General features: G+C 33.6%; 16 protein-coding genes and 2 pseudogenes. All 18 read right to left on the reverse strand.

Annotated features, from left to right (window positions below; genetic code table 11):
• Nucleotides 1-239: 239 nt before the first annotated feature.
• Entirely contained in the window at nt 240-914 is a 675-nt protein-coding gene (scdA, locus tag IDG64_RS02805; protein ID WP_000608821.1) for an iron-sulfur cluster repair di-iron protein ScdA, read from the reverse strand.
• 143 nt (nt 915-1,057) lie between these two features.
• Nucleotides 1,058-2,779, reverse strand: a complete 1,722-nt coding sequence (gene tarS / locus IDG64_RS02810; protein ID WP_000975346.1) for a poly(ribitol-phosphate) beta-N-acetylglucosaminyltransferase — start codon at nt 2,777-2,779, stop codon at nt 1,058-1,060.
• Nucleotides 2,780-2,811: 32 nt separating this feature from the next.
• Nucleotides 2,812-4,500, reverse strand: coding sequence for a teichoic acid ribitol-phosphate polymerase TarL (gene tarL, locus IDG64_RS02815; RefSeq protein WP_000240922.1), 1,689 nt, complete (start codon nt 4,498-4,500; stop codon nt 2,812-2,814).
• Nucleotides 4,501-4,521: 21 nt separating this feature from the next.
• On the reverse strand, nt 4,522-5,547 hold the full coding sequence (locus IDG64_RS02820) for a ribitol-5-phosphate dehydrogenase (protein WP_000610203.1): 1,026 nt from the start codon (nt 5,545-5,547) through the stop codon (nt 4,522-4,524).
• Nucleotides 5,540-6,256, reverse strand: coding sequence for a D-ribitol-5-phosphate cytidylyltransferase (locus tag IDG64_RS02825; RefSeq protein ID WP_000872486.1), 717 nt, complete (start codon nt 6,254-6,256; stop codon nt 5,540-5,542). The genes IDG64_RS02820 and IDG64_RS02825 overlap by 8 nt, the downstream gene beginning before the upstream one ends.
• A 275-nt stretch (nt 6,257-6,531) precedes the next feature.
• Nucleotides 6,532-7,701, reverse strand: coding sequence for a teichoic acid glycerol-phosphate transferase TarF (tarF, locus tag IDG64_RS02830; RefSeq protein ID WP_000598251.1), 1,170 nt, complete (start codon nt 7,699-7,701; stop codon nt 6,532-6,534).
• Between the two features lie 967 nt (nt 7,702-8,668).
• Nucleotides 8,669-10,363, reverse strand: a complete 1,695-nt coding sequence (gene tarK, locus IDG64_RS02835; protein WP_000167991.1) for a teichoic acid ribitol-phosphate polymerase TarK — start codon at nt 10,361-10,363, stop codon at nt 8,669-8,671.
• Nucleotides 10,364-10,384: 21 nt separating this feature from the next.
• The gene (locus IDG64_RS02840) at nt 10,385-11,410 is read right to left on the reverse strand and encodes an alcohol dehydrogenase catalytic domain-containing protein (RefSeq protein ID WP_000610180.1); all 1,026 of its coding nucleotides are present in this window, start codon (nt 11,408-11,410) and stop codon (nt 10,385-10,387) included.
• Nucleotides 11,403-12,119, reverse strand: coding sequence for a 2-C-methyl-D-erythritol 4-phosphate cytidylyltransferase (locus IDG64_RS02845; protein ID WP_000638475.1), 717 nt, complete (start codon nt 12,117-12,119; stop codon nt 11,403-11,405). Before IDG64_RS02845 ends, IDG64_RS02840 begins: the two co-directional genes overlap by 8 nt.
• 527 nt (nt 12,120-12,646) lie before the next feature.
• Nucleotides 12,647-13,690: a galactitol-1-phosphate 5-dehydrogenase gene (locus IDG64_RS02850; RefSeq protein WP_000645613.1), complete on the reverse strand. Its 1,044-nt coding sequence runs from the start codon at nt 13,688-13,690 to the stop codon at nt 12,647-12,649.
• A gap of 23 nt (nt 13,691-13,713) precedes the next feature.
• Nucleotides 13,714-13,860 carry a hypothetical protein gene (locus IDG64_RS02855; protein ID WP_000230358.1) on the reverse strand — a complete coding sequence of 49 codons (147 nt, stop codon included), beginning with the start codon at nt 13,858-13,860 and terminating at the stop codon, nt 13,714-13,716.
• A 1-nt stretch (nt 13,861) separates the two neighbouring features.
• A complete protein-coding gene (locus IDG64_RS02860) occupies nt 13,862-14,917 on the reverse strand; it encodes a zinc-binding dehydrogenase (protein WP_000646195.1) in 1,056 nt (351 codons plus the stop codon).
• A gap of 17 nt (nt 14,918-14,934) precedes the next feature.
• Nucleotides 14,935-16,194, reverse strand: coding sequence for a PTS galactitol transporter subunit IIC (locus IDG64_RS02865; protein WP_000120109.1), 1,260 nt, complete (start codon nt 16,192-16,194; stop codon nt 14,935-14,937).
• 226 nt (nt 16,195-16,420) lie between these two features.
• Nucleotides 16,421-16,699 carry a PTS sugar transporter subunit IIB gene (locus IDG64_RS02870; protein WP_000815795.1) on the reverse strand — a complete coding sequence of 93 codons (279 nt, stop codon included), beginning with the start codon at nt 16,697-16,699 and terminating at the stop codon, nt 16,421-16,423.
• A 22-nt stretch (nt 16,700-16,721) separates the two neighbouring features.
• The gene (locus tag IDG64_RS02875) at nt 16,722-17,189 is read right to left on the reverse strand and encodes a PTS sugar transporter subunit IIA (protein ID WP_000531481.1); all 468 of its coding nucleotides are present in this window, start codon (nt 17,187-17,189) and stop codon (nt 16,722-16,724) included.
• Nucleotides 17,174-19,270: pseudogene (locus tag IDG64_RS02880) on the reverse strand (BglG family transcription antiterminator). Before IDG64_RS02880 ends, IDG64_RS02875 begins: the two are co-directional and overlap by 16 nt.
• Before the next feature lie 130 nt (nt 19,271-19,400).
• Nucleotides 19,401-19,497: pseudogene (locus IDG64_RS02885) on the reverse strand (hypothetical protein).
• A 109-nt stretch (nt 19,498-19,606) separates the two neighbouring features.
• Nucleotides 19,607-20,542: a nucleoside hydrolase gene (locus IDG64_RS02890; RefSeq protein ID WP_000823217.1), complete on the reverse strand. Its 936-nt coding sequence runs from the start codon at nt 20,540-20,542 to the stop codon at nt 19,607-19,609.
• Between the last annotated feature and the right edge of the window lie 6 nt (nt 20,543-20,548).

The raw sequence follows: 20,548 nt of genomic DNA on the forward strand, positions 1-20,548 counted from the left end.
CACCTCAGTGAATTATAATTATGTTTATTTTATCATAATAGTGCATGTAAAATTCATGAATAAATTATTAAAAAAACACGCTACTATTTAATTATCTATACCATTAAATTTTCATATCAATTTTTATGCTAAGTTGACCATTTTTCTTTTCAAATAATGCTGTTCATATCACTAAATTTCTGTTAAGTATAGCGAAAAACTGCTGACATTACTTTGCCAACAGTTTCTAATCGCGTTATTTATGATACTTTTTTAAATAAAACATGATTCTCTAAATGAACATGCTCATGTGTTAACACTTCAAGTGCTTTTAATCTCTGATAAACGAGTCGCCACGTACCACATGCCTCTATCGGTGGTTCATAGCTAGATGTTAAATCGCTCATTTTCACTAACAATTGTCCCGTTGCAATGTGATCAGATACTAAATCATCAATCACTGTATTAATATCGTTTACTACTTCACCTTGTTCATATTTAATTAGTTTTGGAAAATCAACATCATCTTCTTTTTGCATATGCTCTAACATGCCATTTTTAAATGTATCATATGTTTCTTTTAACTCGACTAAATATGGATGGTTAGGTCCATGTACTTTCGATAATTTCGTCACATAAGGTGTTAAATTTTTAAATTCTTCTCTAAGAGGTTCATGATATGCTGCTTGAATATATTGAATAAGTGACGAAACATTTAAAAATTTAGGGTTAAGCGAACCTGGTGTATTCGTTTGTTCAACGTCATTGAGACGCTGTAATAATTCGTTCAAATCTACATTTTTCTTTTCTAAGGATGCTGCTTCTATACTTACTTGTCCACCGCAACAAAAGTCTATACCTACGCTTCTAAAAATATCTGCTGCTTTCGGATAATCTGTTACTATATCTGCTACTATGTCATTTTTATTTATCATTATAGACGACCTCCTCATTTTCAGTGTATACAATTTAATGTATATGAAAATGAAAATCAGGGAAATGTCATAATCATTTCATAAATAGCAAAATAAAACCCTCAAATCATGTTAGTTCACATAGATTTGAGGGCATTTATTATTTATTTTAGCGAGTAAGTCATATGTACAGTGTTTAACTTAACAATATTTTTGAAGTCTCGCTTCTTAATATCTTTACTAAGTAAGATTTCCACTTCGTTTTCTGACGTTTGGCTTAACATCCCCATAATCATGTCGTCTTTTAGCACGACACTAGCCATACCTTCTTCAAATACATAACCACGATCCAGACCAGTTAAAATGATTTTGTTCTTACCTTTTAACTTCATTGAGATTGAATCCGTTAATGTAATAGCTGTAAAGTATAACGAAATGTTATTAAAGTCTTTTGTGAAATACGGTGTTAATCTATAAAAATCATTATTCAAATGAATTAATGCACTTGTTTCTGCAGTATATGCATATTTATTACGTTGATTACCAACACGCACTTCAAATACTTCCGTACCTATTTGGACTTCTAAGAAAACATCCCAAATTTTTTCTTTAGGTAAATACGCTTTAATATCTTCTAACATAATGTTAAAACGATATTGTTTATTCGCATTGACACTTAAAGGTACATACATTGTGTGCTTCTTGTTTCGTGAATGTAATTTAAGTCTGACATCATAATGTCCTTCGCCAATCATAAATTCATTTAACGTTAGCTCTGTAACAATTTTATGATTATCAAATTTAAATGCTGTCATTTTCACTTTTGGCTTAGCGATATCAATGCCTTCAAAGTATGGTTCGCCTTCATTGAATTGAATGTTTAATTTACCATCTACAATATCAAAACGGTAGTATTGACCTTGACGGTAACTTTCTTCTACAGTTCTATAGTTGTCTATATCTTTCGCTCTCGCGTAGTGCAACAATGGTCGTAATTTACTCATCACCAATGCATCTACACGTTCTGGAACTGCTTGTATAAAGTCTCCTAGAGCATTAATCCATTGCGGTTGATCTTCTAGTTTAACTTTAAGTGAGAAGCCATTCGTACGAGAAAAACTAAAATGACGATTTAAAAATTCTGCTAAGATTTGATCTTTATGGGCTTCTTCTAAATCTGCATTTAATATTTCTACAGCAATCAATCTCATGACTTCGTAAAAGTCTTCAGGTGAAACATACGCACTACTCATATGTTCACCTTCACGCTTTGTAGCATAATAATACGCTTTATCACTTAACACACTGATTCGATTTGCATTCAAATATGCTTTCATTGTAAATAATTGATCTTCTGCACTCTTTAATTCTTCTGGAAAATAAATGTCATTATCTTTTAGTAATGCTGTTCTATAGATTTTAGTTGGGCTTAAAGTATAGATAATTCTTGAATTTAACAAAGTAACTTCAGGTGCTGTTTCTTTAAACATAGATTGTGGTACACCACGACCATTAACACCTTTCATTTTAATCAACAAGACATCTGAGTGATGTTCATCAATAAATGCTGCTGCATCCTTTAAAGTCTCTTTGTTTATATAGTCATCGGAGTCCACAAATAATACAAATTCACCTTCTGCTTGTTTTAAAGCCACATTTCTAGGTTTACCTGGACCACCAGAATTTGTTTCGAGTTGACTTACTTTCAAGTTCAATTTATTACGATACTTTTCAACTATTTGTAACGTTTGATCTGTTGAACAGTCATCAACTACAACCACTTCAAATTCAGTTTTCGGAAAATCTTGTTTCGCAAGGCTATTAAGTAATTCTGTTATATACTTTTCTGAATTGTATGTTGGAACTATTACTGAAAATTTCATCATTATACCTCTCCCACTTTGACTACTATATAAACTTAGCTACCAAATAAATTTCTGACTAAACGCTCACTTGATCGGCCATCTTGATATTTAAAATGTTTATCTAAGAATGGAATGACTTTTTCTCCTTCATAATCTTCATTGTCCAAGGCGTCCATTAATGCGTCAAATGATTGCACAATTTTACCTGGAACAAATGATTCATATGGTTCATAAAAATCACGCGTCGTAATATAATCTTCTAAATCAAATGCATAGAAAATCATTGGCTTTTTAAATACTGCATATTCATATATTAAAGATGAATAGTCACTAATTAATAAATCTGTTATGAACAGTATATCATTAACTTCTCTAAAGTCAGAAACGTCAACAAAATATTGTTTATGTTTGTCTGCAATATTAAGTCTATTTTTCACAAATGGATGCATTTTAAATAATACAACCGCGTTATTTTTTTCGCAATATCTTGCTAAACGTTCGAAATCAATTTTGAAAAATGGGTAATGTGCTGTACCATGACCACTACCTCTAAATGTTGGTGCGAAAAGAATGACTTTCTTACCTTTAATAATTGGTAATTCATCTTCCATCTCTTGTTTGATCTGTGTCGCATAATCTTCATCAAATAGTACATCAGTACGTGGAACACCTGTAGGCACTACATTTTTCTCTTTAATACCAAATGCTTCAGCGTAGAATGGAATATCGGTTTCAGATGATACATAAGCTTTTGTATAGCTACGATGATTTAATGAATCAATAAATGGTCCACCCTTTTTACCAGTACGACTAAAGCCAACTGTTTTAAAGGCACCAACGGCATGCCATACTTGAATAACTTCTTGAGAACGTCTAAAACGCACTGTATAAATCAATGGGTGAAAGTCATCAACAAAAATGTAGTCTGCCTTCCCAAGTAAATATGGCAATCTAAACTTGTCGATGATGCCACGTCTATCTGTAATATTCGCTTTAAAAACAGTGTGAATATCATACTTTTTATCTAAATTTTGACGTAACATTTCGTTATAGATGTATTCAAAGTTTCCAGACATCGTTGGTCTAGAGTCTGATGTGAACAACACCGTATTTCCTTTTTTCAAGTGGAAAAATTTCGTCGTATTAAATATCGCTTTAAAAATAAATTGTCTTGTATTAAATGATTGTTTGCGAAAATACTTACGTAATTCTTTATATTTACGAACGATATAAATACTTTTAACTTCCGGAGTCGTTACAACAACATCAAGGACAAATTCATTAACATCGCTAGAAATTTCAGGTGTAACAGTATAAACCGTTTTCTTCGAAATGCCACCTTTTCTAAACTCTTTTAGGTAAGTCTGCAATAAGAAATTGATTTTACCATTTTGTGTTTCTAATTCGTTGTATTCTTCTTCTTGTTCTGGCTTTAGATTTTGATATGCATCATTAATCACATCTGGGTTTAACTGTGCAATATAATCAAGTTCTTGCTCATTCACTAATAAGTACTTATCTTCAGGTAAGTAATAACCATTATCTAAGATAGCTACATTGAAACGACAAACGAATTGATTCCCATCTATTTTGACATCATTCGCCTTCATTGTACGTGTCTCAGTTAAATTTCTTAATACAAAATTACTATCTTCTAAATCTAGGTTTTCACTATGTCCTTCAACGAATAACTGAACACGTTCCCAATAGATTTTATCTATATATATCTTACTTTTAACCAACGTTAATTCATCCTTTTCTATTTACATAATCCATTTTAATACTGTTTTACCCCAAGATGTAGACAGGTCTGCTTCAAAAGCTTCTGTAAGATCATTAATTGTTGCAATTTCAAATTCTTGACCTTTTAACAGCGCTAATTTATCTACAATATCTGGGTATTGAATGTATAAGTCTACAACATCTTGGAAATCTTTTGAACCACTTCGACTACTACCAATCAACGTTAGTCCTTTTTCCAATACTAGACGTGTATTAACTTCTACTGGGAACTCACTTACACCTAACAGTGCAATGCTTCCTTCTGGTGAAATGTAATCGATCATTTGATTTATGGCTGATTGACTACCGCGACCACCCACACACTCAAATGCATGATCAAATGTTAAGCCTTCAGGTATTTTATTAATAAAGAAGACATCATCAACAAATGAGAAGTGACTCAATTTATAATCTGTTTTACCAAAAACATATATTTTAGACTCTGGATATAATTTACGTAATAAAATGGCTGTAATGTAACCTAAGTTACCATCACCCCAAATACCAAATGTATTTTTATTTGAAATAGATTTCTTTTCAAAACGACGAATAGCATGCAAACTTACTGTTACAAGCTCTGTATATGAAATAATACTTAAATCAATATCATCAGGTAGTGGTACAGCTCTATCATGATTTAGCAACACAAAATCTTGCATAAACCCATCATGTCCACTTGATCTGAAGTAGCTCGATTTTAAATAGTTTTCAGCAATGACATCGTCTTTTTCTGTCGGCGTATTCGGTACCATAACTACTTTTGTACCTTTATTAAACACACCTTTACTGTCAAATACGACCTCACCAACACCTTCATGAATTAAAGACATTGGCAATTTCTGAGATAAGACATTCTCATCACGGCTACCAGTATAATATCTTTGATCGGCAGCACAAATTGACATATATAAAGGACGTACAATGACATAGTCACTGTAAATATCTACGTTGTTATACGTAACTTCAAATTGTCTAGGTGCAACTAATTGATATACTTGATTAATCATCGGCAATACCACCTCGAATAATAGCATTCGCTACTTTTAAATCGTAAGGTGTTGTTACTTTAATGTTATATAACTCACCTTTTACAAGTCGAACCGGTTTGTTTGTTTCTACAATAATCTTACAAGCATCAGATAAAATACTCTTTTGCTCATCACTCAACTGTGCATAGCTTTCTTTTAATAAATTAATATTAAACGATTGAGGTGTTTGACCTTGGTACATTTCATTACGCACTGGAATTGCATCAATCGTTTGATTATCTTTAGATGTAACAATCGTATCTATAGCATCAATCACTGTGTCTACTGCACCGTACTCTAAAGCAGCTTGAATATTTTCTTTAATAATACGATGTGTTAAAAATGGTCTAACTGCATCATGTGTCACAATAACATCGTCATCGTTAATACCATTTGTTGATTCAATATGTTTAACGATATTCATAATTGTATCGTTACGATCGCTACCACCTTGAATGACTTCAATTCTTTCATCAGAAATTTTGAATTTTCTAAGTGTATCTTTCGTATGCGTCATCCATTGTTGTGGCGTCGCGATAATAATTTTTTCAAAATCATTAATTAAAATAAATTTTTCTAATGTATGGATTAAAATCGGTTTGTTGTCTAAATCTAAAAATTGTTTAGGTAAAGGTACGTTACCCATTCTTGAGCCTATACCTCCAGCTAGAATACCAGCGTATTTCATAAAATACTTCCTCCATTCAACTATATCTATATTTAATTATTTAAATTTCGTTGCATTTTCCAATTGAAAACTCATTTTAAAATCAAAACTCTAAATGTCTGTGTATTACTTAAAATTATACATATTTTGCTTATATTTTAGCATATTTTGTTTAAACCTATATTACATTATATCAGACGTTTTCATACACAAATAATAACATACAAGCAAACATTTCGTTTATTATTTATATCACTTAACTAATTAATTTATAATTTTTTATTGTTTTTAAGTTATCACTTAAAAATCGTTTGGCAAATTCGTTGTGACGCGTGTCCATCTTCTAATGAACAGAATTTTTGATAAAATACCGTTCGTGCTTCAGTATACTCATTTGCAGTCTCATCGATTTGTTTTAATGCATCAATGAGTGCTGTTTGATTTTCAACAATTGGTCCTGGCAACTCTTTTTTATAATCCATGTAAAAACCTCTAAGCTCATCGCCATATTTATCTAAGTCATACGCATAGAAAATTTGCGGACGCTTTAATACACCGAAGTCGAACATGACAGATGAGTAGTCGGTAACTAACGCATCGCTGATTAAGTATAAATCCGAAATGTCTTCATAATCTGAAACGTCTTTCACAAAATCATCATGTTCATCAATACGTGTCACAACTAAATAATGCATGCGTAATAAAATAACATAATCATCATCCAGCGCTTGACGCAAAGCTTCTATATCAAAGTTAACATTAAATTGATATGAACCTTCTCGAATCGCTTCATCGTCACGCCAAGTTGGCGCGTACATAATCACTTTTTTATCTAATGGAATATTTAATCTTGTCTTAATACCGTTAATATATTCAGTATCATTGCGTTTATGTGATAATTTATCATTTCTTGGATAACCTGTTTCCAAAATCTTATCTCGACTAACATGAAATGCATGTTGAAATATCGATGTCGAATATGGATTAGGTGACACTAGATAATCCCAACGTTGGCTTTCTTTTTTAAAACCATCTTGGTAATTTTGAGTATTTGTTCCTAGCATTTTAACGTTACTAATATCCAAACCAATCTTTTTCAATGGCGTGCCATGCCATGTTTGTAAGTACGTCGTTCGCGGTGATTTATATAACCAATCTGGTGTACGTGTGTTAATCATCCACGCTTTCGCTCTTGGCATCGCTAAAAACCATTTCATTGAAAACTTTGTAACATATGGTACATTGTGCTGTTGGAATATGTGTTCATATCCTTTTTTCACACCCCATATTAATTGGGCATCGCTATGTTCAGTTAAGTATTCATATAATGCTTTGGGGTTGTCGCTGTATTGTTTACCATGAAAGCTTTCAAAATAAATTAGATTCTTGTTTGGCAATTTTGATAGTAATTTAAATGTCATATATATACTGTGTTCTATCAATTTTTTAATTGTAGTTTTAATCATGTCGTACCTCCGACGTGTTTTTGTAATTATATTAATATATATGAGCAAGCTCATTGTAACCATGCCTATTATAGCATTTCATCATAAAATACATTTAACCATTACACTTGTCGTTAATTATCATACGAAATACATGATTAATGTACCACTTTAACATAACAAAAAATCGTTATCCATTCATAACGTATGTGTTTACACATTTATGAATTAGATAACGATTGGATTGATTATTTTATTTTACAAAATGACAATTCAGTTGGAACAGGCTGGGACATAAATCAATGTTCTATGCTCTACGAAGTTATATTGACAGTAGTTGACTGAACGAAAATGCGCTTGTAACAAGCTTTTTTCAATTCTAGTCAGGGGCCCCAACACAGAAGCTGACGAAAAGTCAGCTTACAATAATGTGCAAGTTGGGGAGGGGCCCCAACACAGAAAATTCATTTTATTGAATTTTACATTTATGTGCAAGTTGGGCAAAGCATCTTATTTTTCAAAGTATTTAAAAGTAAAATTACATGTTAATACGTAGTATTAATGGCAAGACTCCTGAGGGAGCAGTGCCAGTCGAAGACAGGGGCCCCAACACAGAAGCTGACGAAAAGTCAGCTTACAATAATGTGCAAGTTGGGGTGGCTGAGACGGCACCCTAGGAAGGGACCCGTCATCAAAAATTCTATTTATAGAATTTTACAGTAATGTGCCAGACGGGCAAAGCGAAGCCATTCAATACGAAGTATTGTATAAATAGAGAACAGCAGTAAGATAATTTTCAATTAGAAAATATCTTACTGCTGTTTTTTAGGGATTTATGTCCCAGCCTCTTATGCATGAAAAATCAAAAGGTTATTCTCATTGTATAGTCCTGCTTCTCATCATGACATGTTGCTCACTTCATTGTCAGAACCCTTCTTGAAAACTATGCCTTATGACTCATTTGCATGGCAAGTAATATATGCCAACATTAGCGTCTAAACAAATCTTTGACTAAACGTTCACTTGAGCGACCATCTTGATATTTAAAATGTTTATCTAAAAATGGCACAACTTTTTCAACCTCATAATCTTCATTGTCCAAAGCATCCATTAATGCATCAAAGGATTGTACAATTTTACCTGGAACAAATGATTCATATGGTTCATAGAAATCACGCGTCGTAATATAATCTTCTAAGTCAAATGCATAGAAAATCATTGGCTTTTTAAATACTGCATATTCATATATTAAAGATGAATAATCACTAATCAACAAGTCTGTAACAAAGAGAATATCGTTAACTTCACGATGATCTGACACATCGATAAAGTATTGTCTATGTTCACGTGAAATATTAAGTCTATTTTTTACGAACGGATGCATTTTGAATAACACAACTGCATTATGCTTCTCGCAGTATCTTGCTAAACGTTCAAAATCAATTTTAAAAAATGGATAATGTGCCGTACCGTGACCATTACCTCTAAATGTCGGTGCGAATAGAATAACTTTCTTACCTTTTATAATTGGCAATTCATCTTCCATCTCTTGTTTAATTTGTGTTGCATAAGCTTCATCAAATAGTACATCAGTACGTGGTACACCTGTTGGTACAACATTTTCTTCTCTAATTCCAAATGCTTCAGCATAAAATGGAATATCGGTTTCTGATGAAACATATGCTTTCGTGTAACTACGATGGTTTAATGAATCGATAAACGGACCACCTTTTTTACCTGTACGACTAAAGCCAACTGTTTTAAAAGCACCAACGGCATGCCACACTTGAATAATTTCTTGTGATGGTCTAAAGCGAACCGTATAAATTAATGGATGGAAATCATCAACAAAAATATAATCTGCCTTACCAAGTAAATATGGCAATCTAAACTTGTCTCTCCATTTACGTCTATCCGTAATATTCGCCTTAAATACCGTTTTAATATCATAATCAAAATCTACTTTTTGGCGTAGTAACTCATCATATACATACTTGAAATTCCCTGATAAATTCGGACGCGAATCTGATGTGAATAATATTGTTTTGCTTCTTTTAATATGTAGTAACTTTGTAATATTAAAAATAGCTTTAAATAAGAAACTTCTACTTTCAAATGAAGCTTTATGACCTTGTTTATGAAGCCAGTGTGCACTTGTCGCAATGACCCCTGATTTCTCTTGAGGTAAGGTGATTTCAATATCAAATACAAATTCGTTAACGTCACTTGCTATTTCCGGAGTAATGGTATAGACCGTATGTTGTGATACGCCACCTTTGCGGAAAACTTTAGCTTCGTTGGCTAACACATAGTTTGCTTTTCCATTTTGTGTAGTCAGCTCATTGTATTCTTCAATTTGCTCTTCATTTAATGCCGCATAAGCTTGATTAATAATATTTGGATTAAGTTGTCCAATATACTCTAACTGGTCATGATAAACAAATAAATATTTATCCATTGGTAAATAATACCCATCGTCTAATATTGCGACGTTGAATCTACATATAAATGTATTACCGTCTATTTTCATTTCATTTGCTTCTAATGTTTTTGTTTCGGTTAAATTCCTCAGAACAAATTGTCCTGATGTTAAATCGACACCTTCACTATGTCCTTCAATATATAACTGAACACGTTCCCAGTATATGTTATCAATATGTATTGCTTGTTTCGTTTTTGTCATTGTTATTCCCCCATCGGTTTATTAAATCGTCCATTTCAATACTGTTTTTCCCCAAGATGTCGATAAATCCATTTCAAACGCTTGGACGATATCTTGCATCGTACATACATTAATTTCATGTCCTTTTAATAATGCTAACTTTTCAACAATGTCTGGGTACTTACGATATAAATCAACAACTTGCTCAAAATCTTTAGAGCCGCTTCGACTACTACCAATCAACGTTAATCCTTTTTCAAGTACTAATCGTGTATTCACTTCCACGGGTAATTCACTTACGCCTAACAAAGCAATACTGCCTTCTGGTGAAATATGTTCAACTATTTGTTGAAGTGCAACTTGACTTCCTTTACCTCCAACACATTCAAATGCATGATCAATTTTAAGATCATCTGGTATTTGATTTACTGTAAAGATGTCATCTACAAATGAAAAATGACTTAATTTATAGTCTGTCTTACCAAATACATAAATTTTAGCTTCTGGGTACAACTTACGTAGCAAAATAGCAGTAATATAACCTAAGTTACCATCACCCCAAATACCAAAGCTGTTTTTCAAAGGTATAGATTTACGTTCAAATCGTTGTATAGCATGATAACTTACTGACACTAACTCTGTGTATGAAATCGTACTCAAATCAATGTCATTAGGCAGCGGAACGATACGATCATGTGCCATCACAACGTAGTCTTGCATAAAACCATCATAACCACTAGATCTAAAATAACTAGAGGCTAAGTAATTCTCCGCGATAATATGATGTTGCTCTGTAGGTGTATTCGGCACCATTACTACTTTCGTACCTTTTTCAAATACTCCTTTACTATCGAATACAACTTCACCAACAGCTTCATGAACTAATGACATTGGCAATTTTTTGCGCAGTACATTTTCATCTCTTCGACCTGTGTAATACCTTTGATCAGCTGCACAAATAGACAAGTATAAAGGTCTTACGATGACATGATTACCATAAATATCAACATTATTATATGTGACGTCGAACTGTCTCGGTGCAACGAGTTGATATACTTGATTAATCATCGGCAATATCACCTTGAATAATGGCATTTGCTACTTTTAAATCATACGGTGTTGTCACTTTAATGTTGTATAGTTCTCCACGTACCAATTTAACTGCATGTCCAGATTCGACAATGATTTTACATGCATCTGATAAGATTTCTTTTTGTTCACTACTTAAGGCGCGATAACTATCTTGTAATAATTTAATATTAAATGATTGTGGTGTTTGGCCTTGATACATTTCATTCCTTACAGGGATACTGTGTATGTTCTGTTTATCTTTAGACATTACAATCGTATCAATTGCTTCAATGACTGTATCTACTGCACCATATTTTGCCGCTACTTCAATGTTCTCTTTAATAATACGTTGAGTTAAAAATGGTCTTACGGCATCATGAGTTACAATCACATCATCATTATTAATTCCATTTACATTGCGAATATGGTCGATAATGTTCATAATTGTTTCGTTTCGATCCGTACCACCTGCAACTACTTTGACACGTTGATCTGTAATGTTATATTTTTTTAAAATATCCTGTGTATGGGAAATCCACTGTGCTGGTGTTGCGATAATAATCTCATTAAATTCACTCACTAAAATGAACTTCTCAATTGTATGAATTAAAATCGGTTTATTATCAATATCTAAAAATTGTTTTGGTAATGGCACGTTCCCCATTCTCGAACCAATACCTCCTGCTAAAATACCTGCATAAATCATGTTGTCCTCCATTCTGTCATTACATCATTTCCATTTATACATTACTGACCTATGCCCGAACATAAGCCTAACCTATTGCTCACTTGCCTCTTTTATTAAGTCAAAGGTAGTTGTCGCAATAGTGTGATAATTTTTTATAAAAATGTATTTTTGTAACTGACCTTTCTAAGTTGTTTTGCCATGCAGTTAATCATTAACACTGACGATATTAAATTGTTAAAGGTATTAATGTTTACTCTTTTTCAAATTCATTATTACTGCCATCATTTTACCATATATTATAATAAATTTATCTTATTAAGTGGCTGTACTTGATTTTCACTTTAAAAATTATCAAATATTGTCATCTCATTTTAAGTATACAAAATGCAAAACAACCGATTCACAAGCATATTTCACACAAGTAAACCGGCTATTTAGCAACGTATATTCGAAGATGAATTATTTCGATAGTATCTGTAGACCAGACGGCATTCGCACTTTCATAGCTATAACTATACCAGCGTTTTCGTCCTCAAAGGTGCATACTAATAAATCGTAAACATGACTTTATCAAATCGTTCTTTCTTGTTAACTAATTTATCAAATGTCTCCGGGCCTTTTTCTAACGGTAAAAAATGAGAAATAATAGGCTTTACATTAATATCTTTCGTCTTCATATAATGTAAGGTTGCCGTCCACTCTTTGCCCGGAAAATTACTGGACAAACAGTTCCAAGAGCCACATATTGTCAACTCGTTACGCAGAATTTTTTCAAAATGAACGCGATCAATCTCAATATCATCATATGGTATTCCGAGTAATACCACCTCGCCACCTTTTTTCGGTAGCGTCAATATTTGACCAATCGTAACTTTAGCACCTGATGATTCTATAGCTAAATCGATTTGATTGGCGTAATGATTTTCGATGAATTTCTCAAGATTTTCTTCTTTTGAATTAATTGTTTGATGTGCGCCCAATGATGTTGCAATATCTAGTTTATGCGCATCTATATCTATAGCGATGATATGCGCAGCACCAAATATTCGTGCCCATTGAATAGCTAACAATCCTATACTGCCACACCCCATTACTGCAACAGTCATACCAGGTTGTATATTCGATTTATAAAACCCATGCGCAACAACGGCTGATGGCTCAACCATTGCTGCTTCAATGTAATCAACATTGTCTGGTACCTTTAAAACATTTTGCGCTGGCAATTTGACATATTCCGCGAACGATCCAGGTTCATATGAGCCAATGACGAACAACTTTTCACATCGTGCATATTCATCTTTTAAACAATACTCGCATTGATAACAAGGTATTGCTGGGCAACCTGTCACTTTGTCGCCTACATTAACATGCGTAACATCACTTCCAATGGCATCTACAACACCTGAAAATTCATGACCAAATGGCATACCTTTAATGTATGGCCCCATTTTTTTGTATCGTGACGTGTCTGAACCACATATGCCAGTCGCTCGTACTTTAACAATAACGTCATTCACACTTTCAATGACTGGCTTTTCATTATCCTCATACCGTAAATCTTCCACGCCATATAATTTCAATGCTTTCACTTGTAAATCACCTCAAATTTGATTTAATTCACAACTTTTTTCTTTTTAAAAATACCTGTCGCAAAATAACCTGCAATGACAATGGAATTACTTACGAGTAAATGTTCCATATAAAAATCAGTGATTTGTCTTAATGGCCCAAGCATAAAAGTTAGCATTGATTCTACCATATTAATTCTCTCCTTCATTTTCATCTAAATCGAGCGGCTTAAGTAATGCTTTAATACCTTCGCCAGATTTTAAATGTTGATACGCCTCGTCCCATTTCGAAATATCATATATTTTTGTCACCAAAGCTTCAGCATTTACTAAACCATCCGCCATAAGTTGCAATGAAGGTTCCCAATCTGCTGGCTTTTGACTTCTACTACCAACAACTGTTATTTCTTTTTGAATCACTTTTTCCATATCAAATGGAATTTCAGCATCCTTAAAAATACCTATTTGACTGTAGTAACCTTTTTTGCGTAAAATATCCAAACCTTGTCGTGCTGCTGGAACTGCACCTGAACATTCAACAACAACATCTGCACCGTAACCGTCTGTAATTCCATTGATATACGTTTTTAAGTCTGTTTGTTGTAAATTGACTACATAATCCATGTGCAATGCTTCTGCTTTATCTAATCTGACTTTGTCATTGTCCAATCCAGTTACCACAACAGTTGCGCCTTTACTTTTTAACACTTGTGCTACAAGTAATCCGATTGGCCCAGGTCCCATTACAACTGCTACATCGCCAGAGTTCACTTGAATCTTAGAAACGCCATGATGTGCACATGCTAATGGTTCTGTCATAGCTGCAGACTGATACGATACTTCATCTGGAATATGATGCAAACTTTCTTCACGTGCAATGACATAATTAGTAAATGCGCCATCAACTTGTGTTCCAATACCTTTTCGATGGTTGCATAAATTATAGTCTTTTGATTCACAGTATTCACACTCATTACAAACATAGAATGTCGTTTCAGAAGTGACACGGTCACCAACTTTAAAATCTTTAACGTCTGCTCCAACTTCAACGATTTCACCAGAAAATTCATGACCTAATGTCACTGGAAAATTAACTTTATAATGACCTTCATAAGTATGAATATCTGTGCCACAAATTCCTGCATAATGAACTTTAATCTTTACTTTATCATCTAGCGGTGTTGCAACTTCTTTATCAAGAAGTTCTAAGTTGCCATGTCCTTCTCTTGTTTTTACTAAAGCTTTCACCACAAACACCTCGATTTTTAATTGAATAGACTAAATAGTTTAAAGATAAGATAGTTAACGATATTACCACCTTGATCAATACTTGAAATTTCAGATGAACCTTTTGGCATTTGTACATTCGTACCTTTCGCCATATCTGTGAAAATAGGTGCTACGTCTGTTGCAATATATAGTGAAATTGCAATCATAATCGTACCCACAATGACAGAATGAATAATGTTTCCTCTTGCTGCACCAACAATAAACGCGACAACAAATGGTATCGTTGCTAAGTCACCAAAAGGTAGTACTTGGTTTCCTGGTAAAATAACAGCTAATAAAACAGTGATAGGTACTAAAATTAATGCTGTCGAAATAACCGCTGGATGACCTAATGCTACAGCCGCATCCAATCCAATATAAATTTCACGTTCGCCAAAACGTTTATTTAGCCATGTTCTTGCAGACTCTGAAACTGGCATTAAACCTTCCATTAAGATTTTTACCATTCTAGGCATTAATACCATTACTGCAGCCATTGACATTCCTAAATTAATGATGTCTCCAGGTTTGTAACCTGCTAACACACCAATACCTAAACCTAAAATTAAGCCGACAAAGATAGACTCTCCAAATGCGCCAAAACGTTTTTGAATTGTTTCAGGATCAGCATCTAACTTATTCAGACCGGGTACTTTTTGTAACAATTTAACTAAGTAAATACCTGGTGCATAAGAAATTGTGCTTCCTGTCGCAATCGATACACCTGGTAAATCAAAGAACTCACTCATCATCGGTGCTGTCCAATCTGCTACTTTCAAACAGATAACTTGGAAAATAACTGCTGCTAATAACGCTTGCCAAATACTGCCTGATACGGCATAAACCATTGCTGCTGTAAACGTATAATGCCAAAAATTCCAAATATCTACATTCATCGTCTTTGTCACTTTAGTTACTAGCAATACAACGTTAACTATGATTCCGAGTGGAATAATAAATGCTGCGACAGATGATGCCCAAGCGATAGATGATGTTGCTGGCCAACCTACATCAATCACATTCAGACTGACGCCTAAATTTTTAACCATCGCTTGTGCTGCTGGCCCTAAATTTTTAACTAATAAATCGATGACTAAGAAAATCCCTACAAAAGCCACACCTATTGTTAAACCAGATCTAAATGCCGCTCCAATTTTCTGCCTAAAGAATAGGCCAAGCAAGAATATGACAACCGGTAAAATAACAGTTGCACCTAAATCTAAAAATCCCCTTACAAAATCAGTGAAGTAACTCATATTTAAACCCTCCCTGTTATATATGCATTGTCACGATACTTTCCGATTGTGATTACATTTGACGTTACGGTCATTTCAACGACAACCCTTACTACATTCGACTGCAGTCCCTTTGAATTACAGTCACTGCGTTTCTATGTCATCAACAATCATTTGTCGTGATAGTCATTTATATGCAATTTGCATATATTTATATGTTATTGACCCACGTTACATATCAATTCCGTTATTTTTGTAACTCTGTTAAGATTTGTTGTTTTGTTTCTTCAATACCAATACCAGTTAAGAAATTACGTGCGTTGATAACTGGGAATTTATATTCTTTTTTTGTCATTGCAGTTGTAACTAATAAATCTGCAGTGTCTTCATAAGGTCCAACTTCTGTAATTTTGATTTGTTTAATATCTACTTTAATATTGTGTTCCTTTGCCATTTCCTCAATTGCATTATTTACTACTGTTGACGTTGCAATACCTGCACCACACGCTACTAATACTTGTTTCATTTTCAATTCCTCCAATTAATTTTTAGTTATATTCCAAATAATCATTGATTAGTGTTGCTAAAATTGTTTCATCTTTCGTTCGCAGAATCTGCTCCAATTTTTCTTCACTTTGAAAAATTTGCATCAACTGTTGTAATAACTTAAGTTGATCATCTACTTTATCCATTGCTAACATAAAAACGATTTTCACTTCTGTCTGTTGATCAAGTGTTCCCATTTCAATAAACGGCACTTCTTTTTCTAGAACAGCCACACCTATCGTTCTATGGTTAATATGTTCGACATCTGTATGCGGTATAGCGACCGAACATAGATGCGTTGGTAAACCAGTAGCAAATTCTTTTTCTCTGTCGATGACTGCATCTTTAAACGTTGACTTCACGAACCCATTTTGAAATAACACTTCTGACATTTGTGACAATACGGATTCTTTATCAGTTGCCGACAAATTGAGCATTATATTTTCTTTATGCACTAATTGCTGTCCCATCCATTTTCCCTCGCTTCTTTATTTGAATAATTTTTTAAAATCTCATTTACATCAGAATTTTTGCGACTTTGTATGATGCGCTTAATTGCGTCATTGTCTTGCGCCACATCTCTCAATTGTAGTAACGCTCTTAAGTGTGTCACTTTATCAACAGCAGCAATAGGTACAATAATATGGATTGCTGTGCCATCTGACATGTATATTGGTTCTTGTAATATCAACATACTCATCGCTGTTTTATGTACATGCTTTTCAGAGTATGCATGTGGAATAGCAATATTTTGCATGATAACCATATACGAATCATCAAATACCTGTTGCATCTCATGAATATATTTAATATCAATAAAATGATTAGCAACTAACACATCACTTGCTTTAGCAATAGCTTCAACAATATTTTCAACATGATGCATTCTTTTCACGTGCCTTGCCGGTATCAAGTCAGCTAAATCTAATGTCTTATTTTGTGTGACAATCGATCCATTAATGGTTGAAATTGAATTATAATTCGCAATAAAATCTTCTAAACCATCACGTAGTTCTGTAATGTCATTAACTGTCGTAGTGCGTTCAATTAATGCCATTAACTTGTTTATTTCCTTATCAATGTCAGCCGATTCCTTATTAATGTACTTCATCACTTCTTTACGTAACTTTCGTTGCTCATTTTCAGATAAAGCTACTTTTGTGATAAATAATTTTTTATGTGTTAGGACAAACATTGGTGAAAAGACGATGTCATAATCTAATGTGTAATTTTCAAATGTTCTAAGTGAAATCGCATCTAAGAAAATAATTTCTGGAAATAAGTTTCGCAACTCGTATAACATCATTTGTGATACTGACGTGCCTTGTGTACACACGATAATAGCTTTTATCTTGCCATCGAAGTTTTCATCTTGACGTCTCAAACTACCTCCGAACAACATGGTTAAATATGCTATTTCATTATCAGGCAACGATTTTCCGAAATATTCAGTTAACGATTGACATGATTGTTTCACCATATGAAATAAGGATTGATAATTTCCTTGTAAAGGATTTATTAATTCATCACGATCCGTTAAGTTATATTTAATCCTATAAAAAGCAGGCGTTAAATGTAACAAGAGTTGCTGTGATAATTTCTCCTTATCTTCAATGTTAATAAAAGTGATTTGTTCAAAATGGTGAATCATTTGAGCGATAGCCATCGTTAAATTCGATATGTTATCTGATTCCTGCAAATCAGTCCATTGCACACTTGTTGAAAGTAAGTGTAATGTCAAATATAACTTTTCCGCTTCTGGCAAATCCGGCTCAAGTTGCGTCATAATCTCCGTTGCTTGATATTCTTTCGTATCCCTCAAATACTGATAATTAATATTTAATGGATTCATCACATGACCACTTTGAATTCGTCTACGAATCACACAAAGGACATAAGGCAATGAACTAAGTGATTTGTCTATAAAGCGACTCTTCAAAAATTGTTCTACCTGTTTGATTTTGTCTTTTTGATATGCGATATCTTCGAATGTTAAGTTGAGCGCCTTTAAAACTTCACTTTTAGTAATATCATGATTCAACCTTTGATCAATCAACTTAATGAAGAAACGGCGAACTTCAAATTCATCACCAACAATTTCATAACCATGTTTTCGAGAATACTTAATTGACAAACCATGATTTTCCAATTGCTCTTTCACATGATTTATATCGTGAATGACAGTATTTTTACTGACTTGTAAATCAATTGAAAAATGGTTTAGAGACATTGCGTTTTCCTTACTAAAAAGCATGAGCATTAAATAATAACGACGTGTTTCTATGCTAAAAATGACATTGTTGCCGTTTAACATTTGCTGCTCTGATACATCTCGTTTGAATAACGTCATGATTTAAGAACTTACAATAAAATTTCCTTGGCTTGTTCTTTCAAGTTTTGGATAACCCTCTTGTTCAAGCCACAAATTGATTTTTTGAATGCGATATCCTAGTTGTCTACGAGACAAACCAAATATCGATTCAAGTTCTTTACCATGAATAGTAGGATTCAATACAATTTCTCTGAGTATTTGCTGATTATCCCCGTTCATGTTCGATCCTCCTTTGAGCATCTGAGCTCAATTTATCATCAATCGTCACACCGATGTACACACTTTGAACACATATTTTCAAAATGAGCATGTACATCATTGTGATGTTTTAACAACATTTCAATTATATCTATATTTTTTGTGATTTTAATCTTTTAAAATAAAGCAATTGAAATTTTGAATATATTTTTGTATTTTGTGTTTTTTGAAGCATTTTTAACATACATATCTCAATCATTATCAAATTGTCATGACCATTGTAATCCAATACAAAAACCCTAAGGACGCTTATATCAGGCGCCTTAGGGCTAACTGTATCTATTTAATTAAGTATTATTATTCGTATGTACGTAACTTATGGTCTATCAAGTTCCACACTTCTTCAACATCAACTGCTGTAGCAAAATAAGCATTGGCAGGCTTACCTGTAACATGATTTAAATCGACAGCCATAGTACCATAAGTTAGTGGACTTTGATGTTCAATGTCGATATTAACGGGTACCATTGTAAACAATTCTGGTTGTAACAAATACAAAATTGTACAAGCATCATGTATTGGACCACCGTCCATATTAAAGTGAGTCTTGTATGTCTTCTTAAAGAATTGCAATAATTCTACGACGAATTGTGCAACAGAATTATTGATACTTTCAAAGCGTTCAATCACGTGATCGTCGGCTAAAACTTGATGTGTTACATCTAAACCAAACACATTTATAGTAATCCCACTTTCAAAAACACGCTTCGCTGCTTCAGCATCTACCCAAATATTGAATTCTGCTGTAGGCGTCCAATTTCCAAATGTACCACCACCCATCAAAGTAATAGATTCAATATGCTCAGCGATTCTTGGCTCACGAATCAATGCCGTTGCTACATTCGTAAGAGGACCTGTCGCTACAATTGTTACAGGTGTATCACTCGTCATCACTTTGTTTATAATCACATCTGATGCTGGCATTGCAACTGCTTGACGTGATGGTGTCGACGGTAGTTTCGGACCATCTAATCCAGATTCCCCATGTATTTCAGAAGCAAAGGCAGCTGGTTTAATTAACGGCCTATCCGCACCTTTCGCTACTGCTATATCTTGGCGTCCCATAATATCCAATACGTTCAAGGCGTTTGTCGTATTCTTGTCAACTGATTGATTACCTGCGACTGTGGTTACAGCTAATATCTCTAGTGGACTGTCAATTGCCCCCGCTAAAATTAATGCTATTGCATCATCGTGTCCTGGATCACAATCCATAATAATCTTTCTTTTCATTTATAT

The sequence above is a fragment of the Staphylococcus sp. EG-SA-15 genome (assembly GCF_017151895.1).
Lineage (GTDB): Bacteria > Bacillota > Bacilli > Staphylococcales > Staphylococcaceae > Staphylococcus > Staphylococcus aureus.

Bases quoted from the DNA above. Each gene is read 5' to 3' on its own strand.
- IDG64_RS02865 (WP_000120109.1), bottom strand. From the start codon at position 16,194: ATGAGTTACTTCACTGATTTTGTAAGGGGATTTTTAGATTTAGGTGCA.
- tarK (WP_000167991.1), bottom strand. From the start codon at position 10,363: ATGACAAAAACGAAACAAGCAATACATATTGATAACATATACTGGGAA.
- IDG64_RS02855 (WP_000230358.1), bottom strand. From the start codon at position 13,860: ATGGTAGAATCAATGCTAACTTTTATGCTTGGGCCATTAAGACAAATC.
- IDG64_RS02825 (WP_000872486.1), bottom strand. From the start codon at position 6,256: ATGAAATACGCTGGTATTCTAGCTGGAGGTATAGGCTCAAGAATGGGT.
- IDG64_RS02870 (WP_000815795.1), bottom strand. From the start codon at position 16,699: ATGAAACAAGTATTAGTAGCGTGTGGTGCAGGTATTGCAACGTCAACA.
- IDG64_RS02875 (WP_000531481.1), bottom strand. From the start codon at position 17,189: ATGGGACAGCAATTAGTGCATAAAGAAAATATAATGCTCAATTTGTCG.
- tarF (WP_000598251.1), bottom strand. From the start codon at position 7,701: ATGATTAAAACTACAATTAAAAAATTGATAGAACACAGTATATATATG.
- IDG64_RS02820 (WP_000610203.1), bottom strand. From the start codon at position 5,547: ATGATTAATCAAGTATATCAATTAGTTGCACCTAGACAATTTGAAGTT.
- tarS (WP_000975346.1), bottom strand. From the start codon at position 2,779: ATGATGAAATTTTCAGTAATAGTTCCAACATACAATTCAGAAAAGTAT.
- scdA (WP_000608821.1), bottom strand. From the start codon at position 914: ATGATAAATAAAAATGACATAGTAGCAGATATAGTAACAGATTATCCG.
- IDG64_RS02845 (WP_000638475.1), bottom strand. From the start codon at position 12,119: ATGATTTATGCAGGTATTTTAGCAGGAGGTATTGGTTCGAGAATGGGG.
- IDG64_RS02890 (WP_000823217.1), bottom strand. From the start codon at position 20,542: ATGAAAAGAAAGATTATTATGGATTGTGATCCAGGACACGATGATGCA.
- IDG64_RS02840 (WP_000610180.1), bottom strand. From the start codon at position 11,410: ATGATTAATCAAGTATATCAACTCGTTGCACCGAGACAGTTCGACGTC.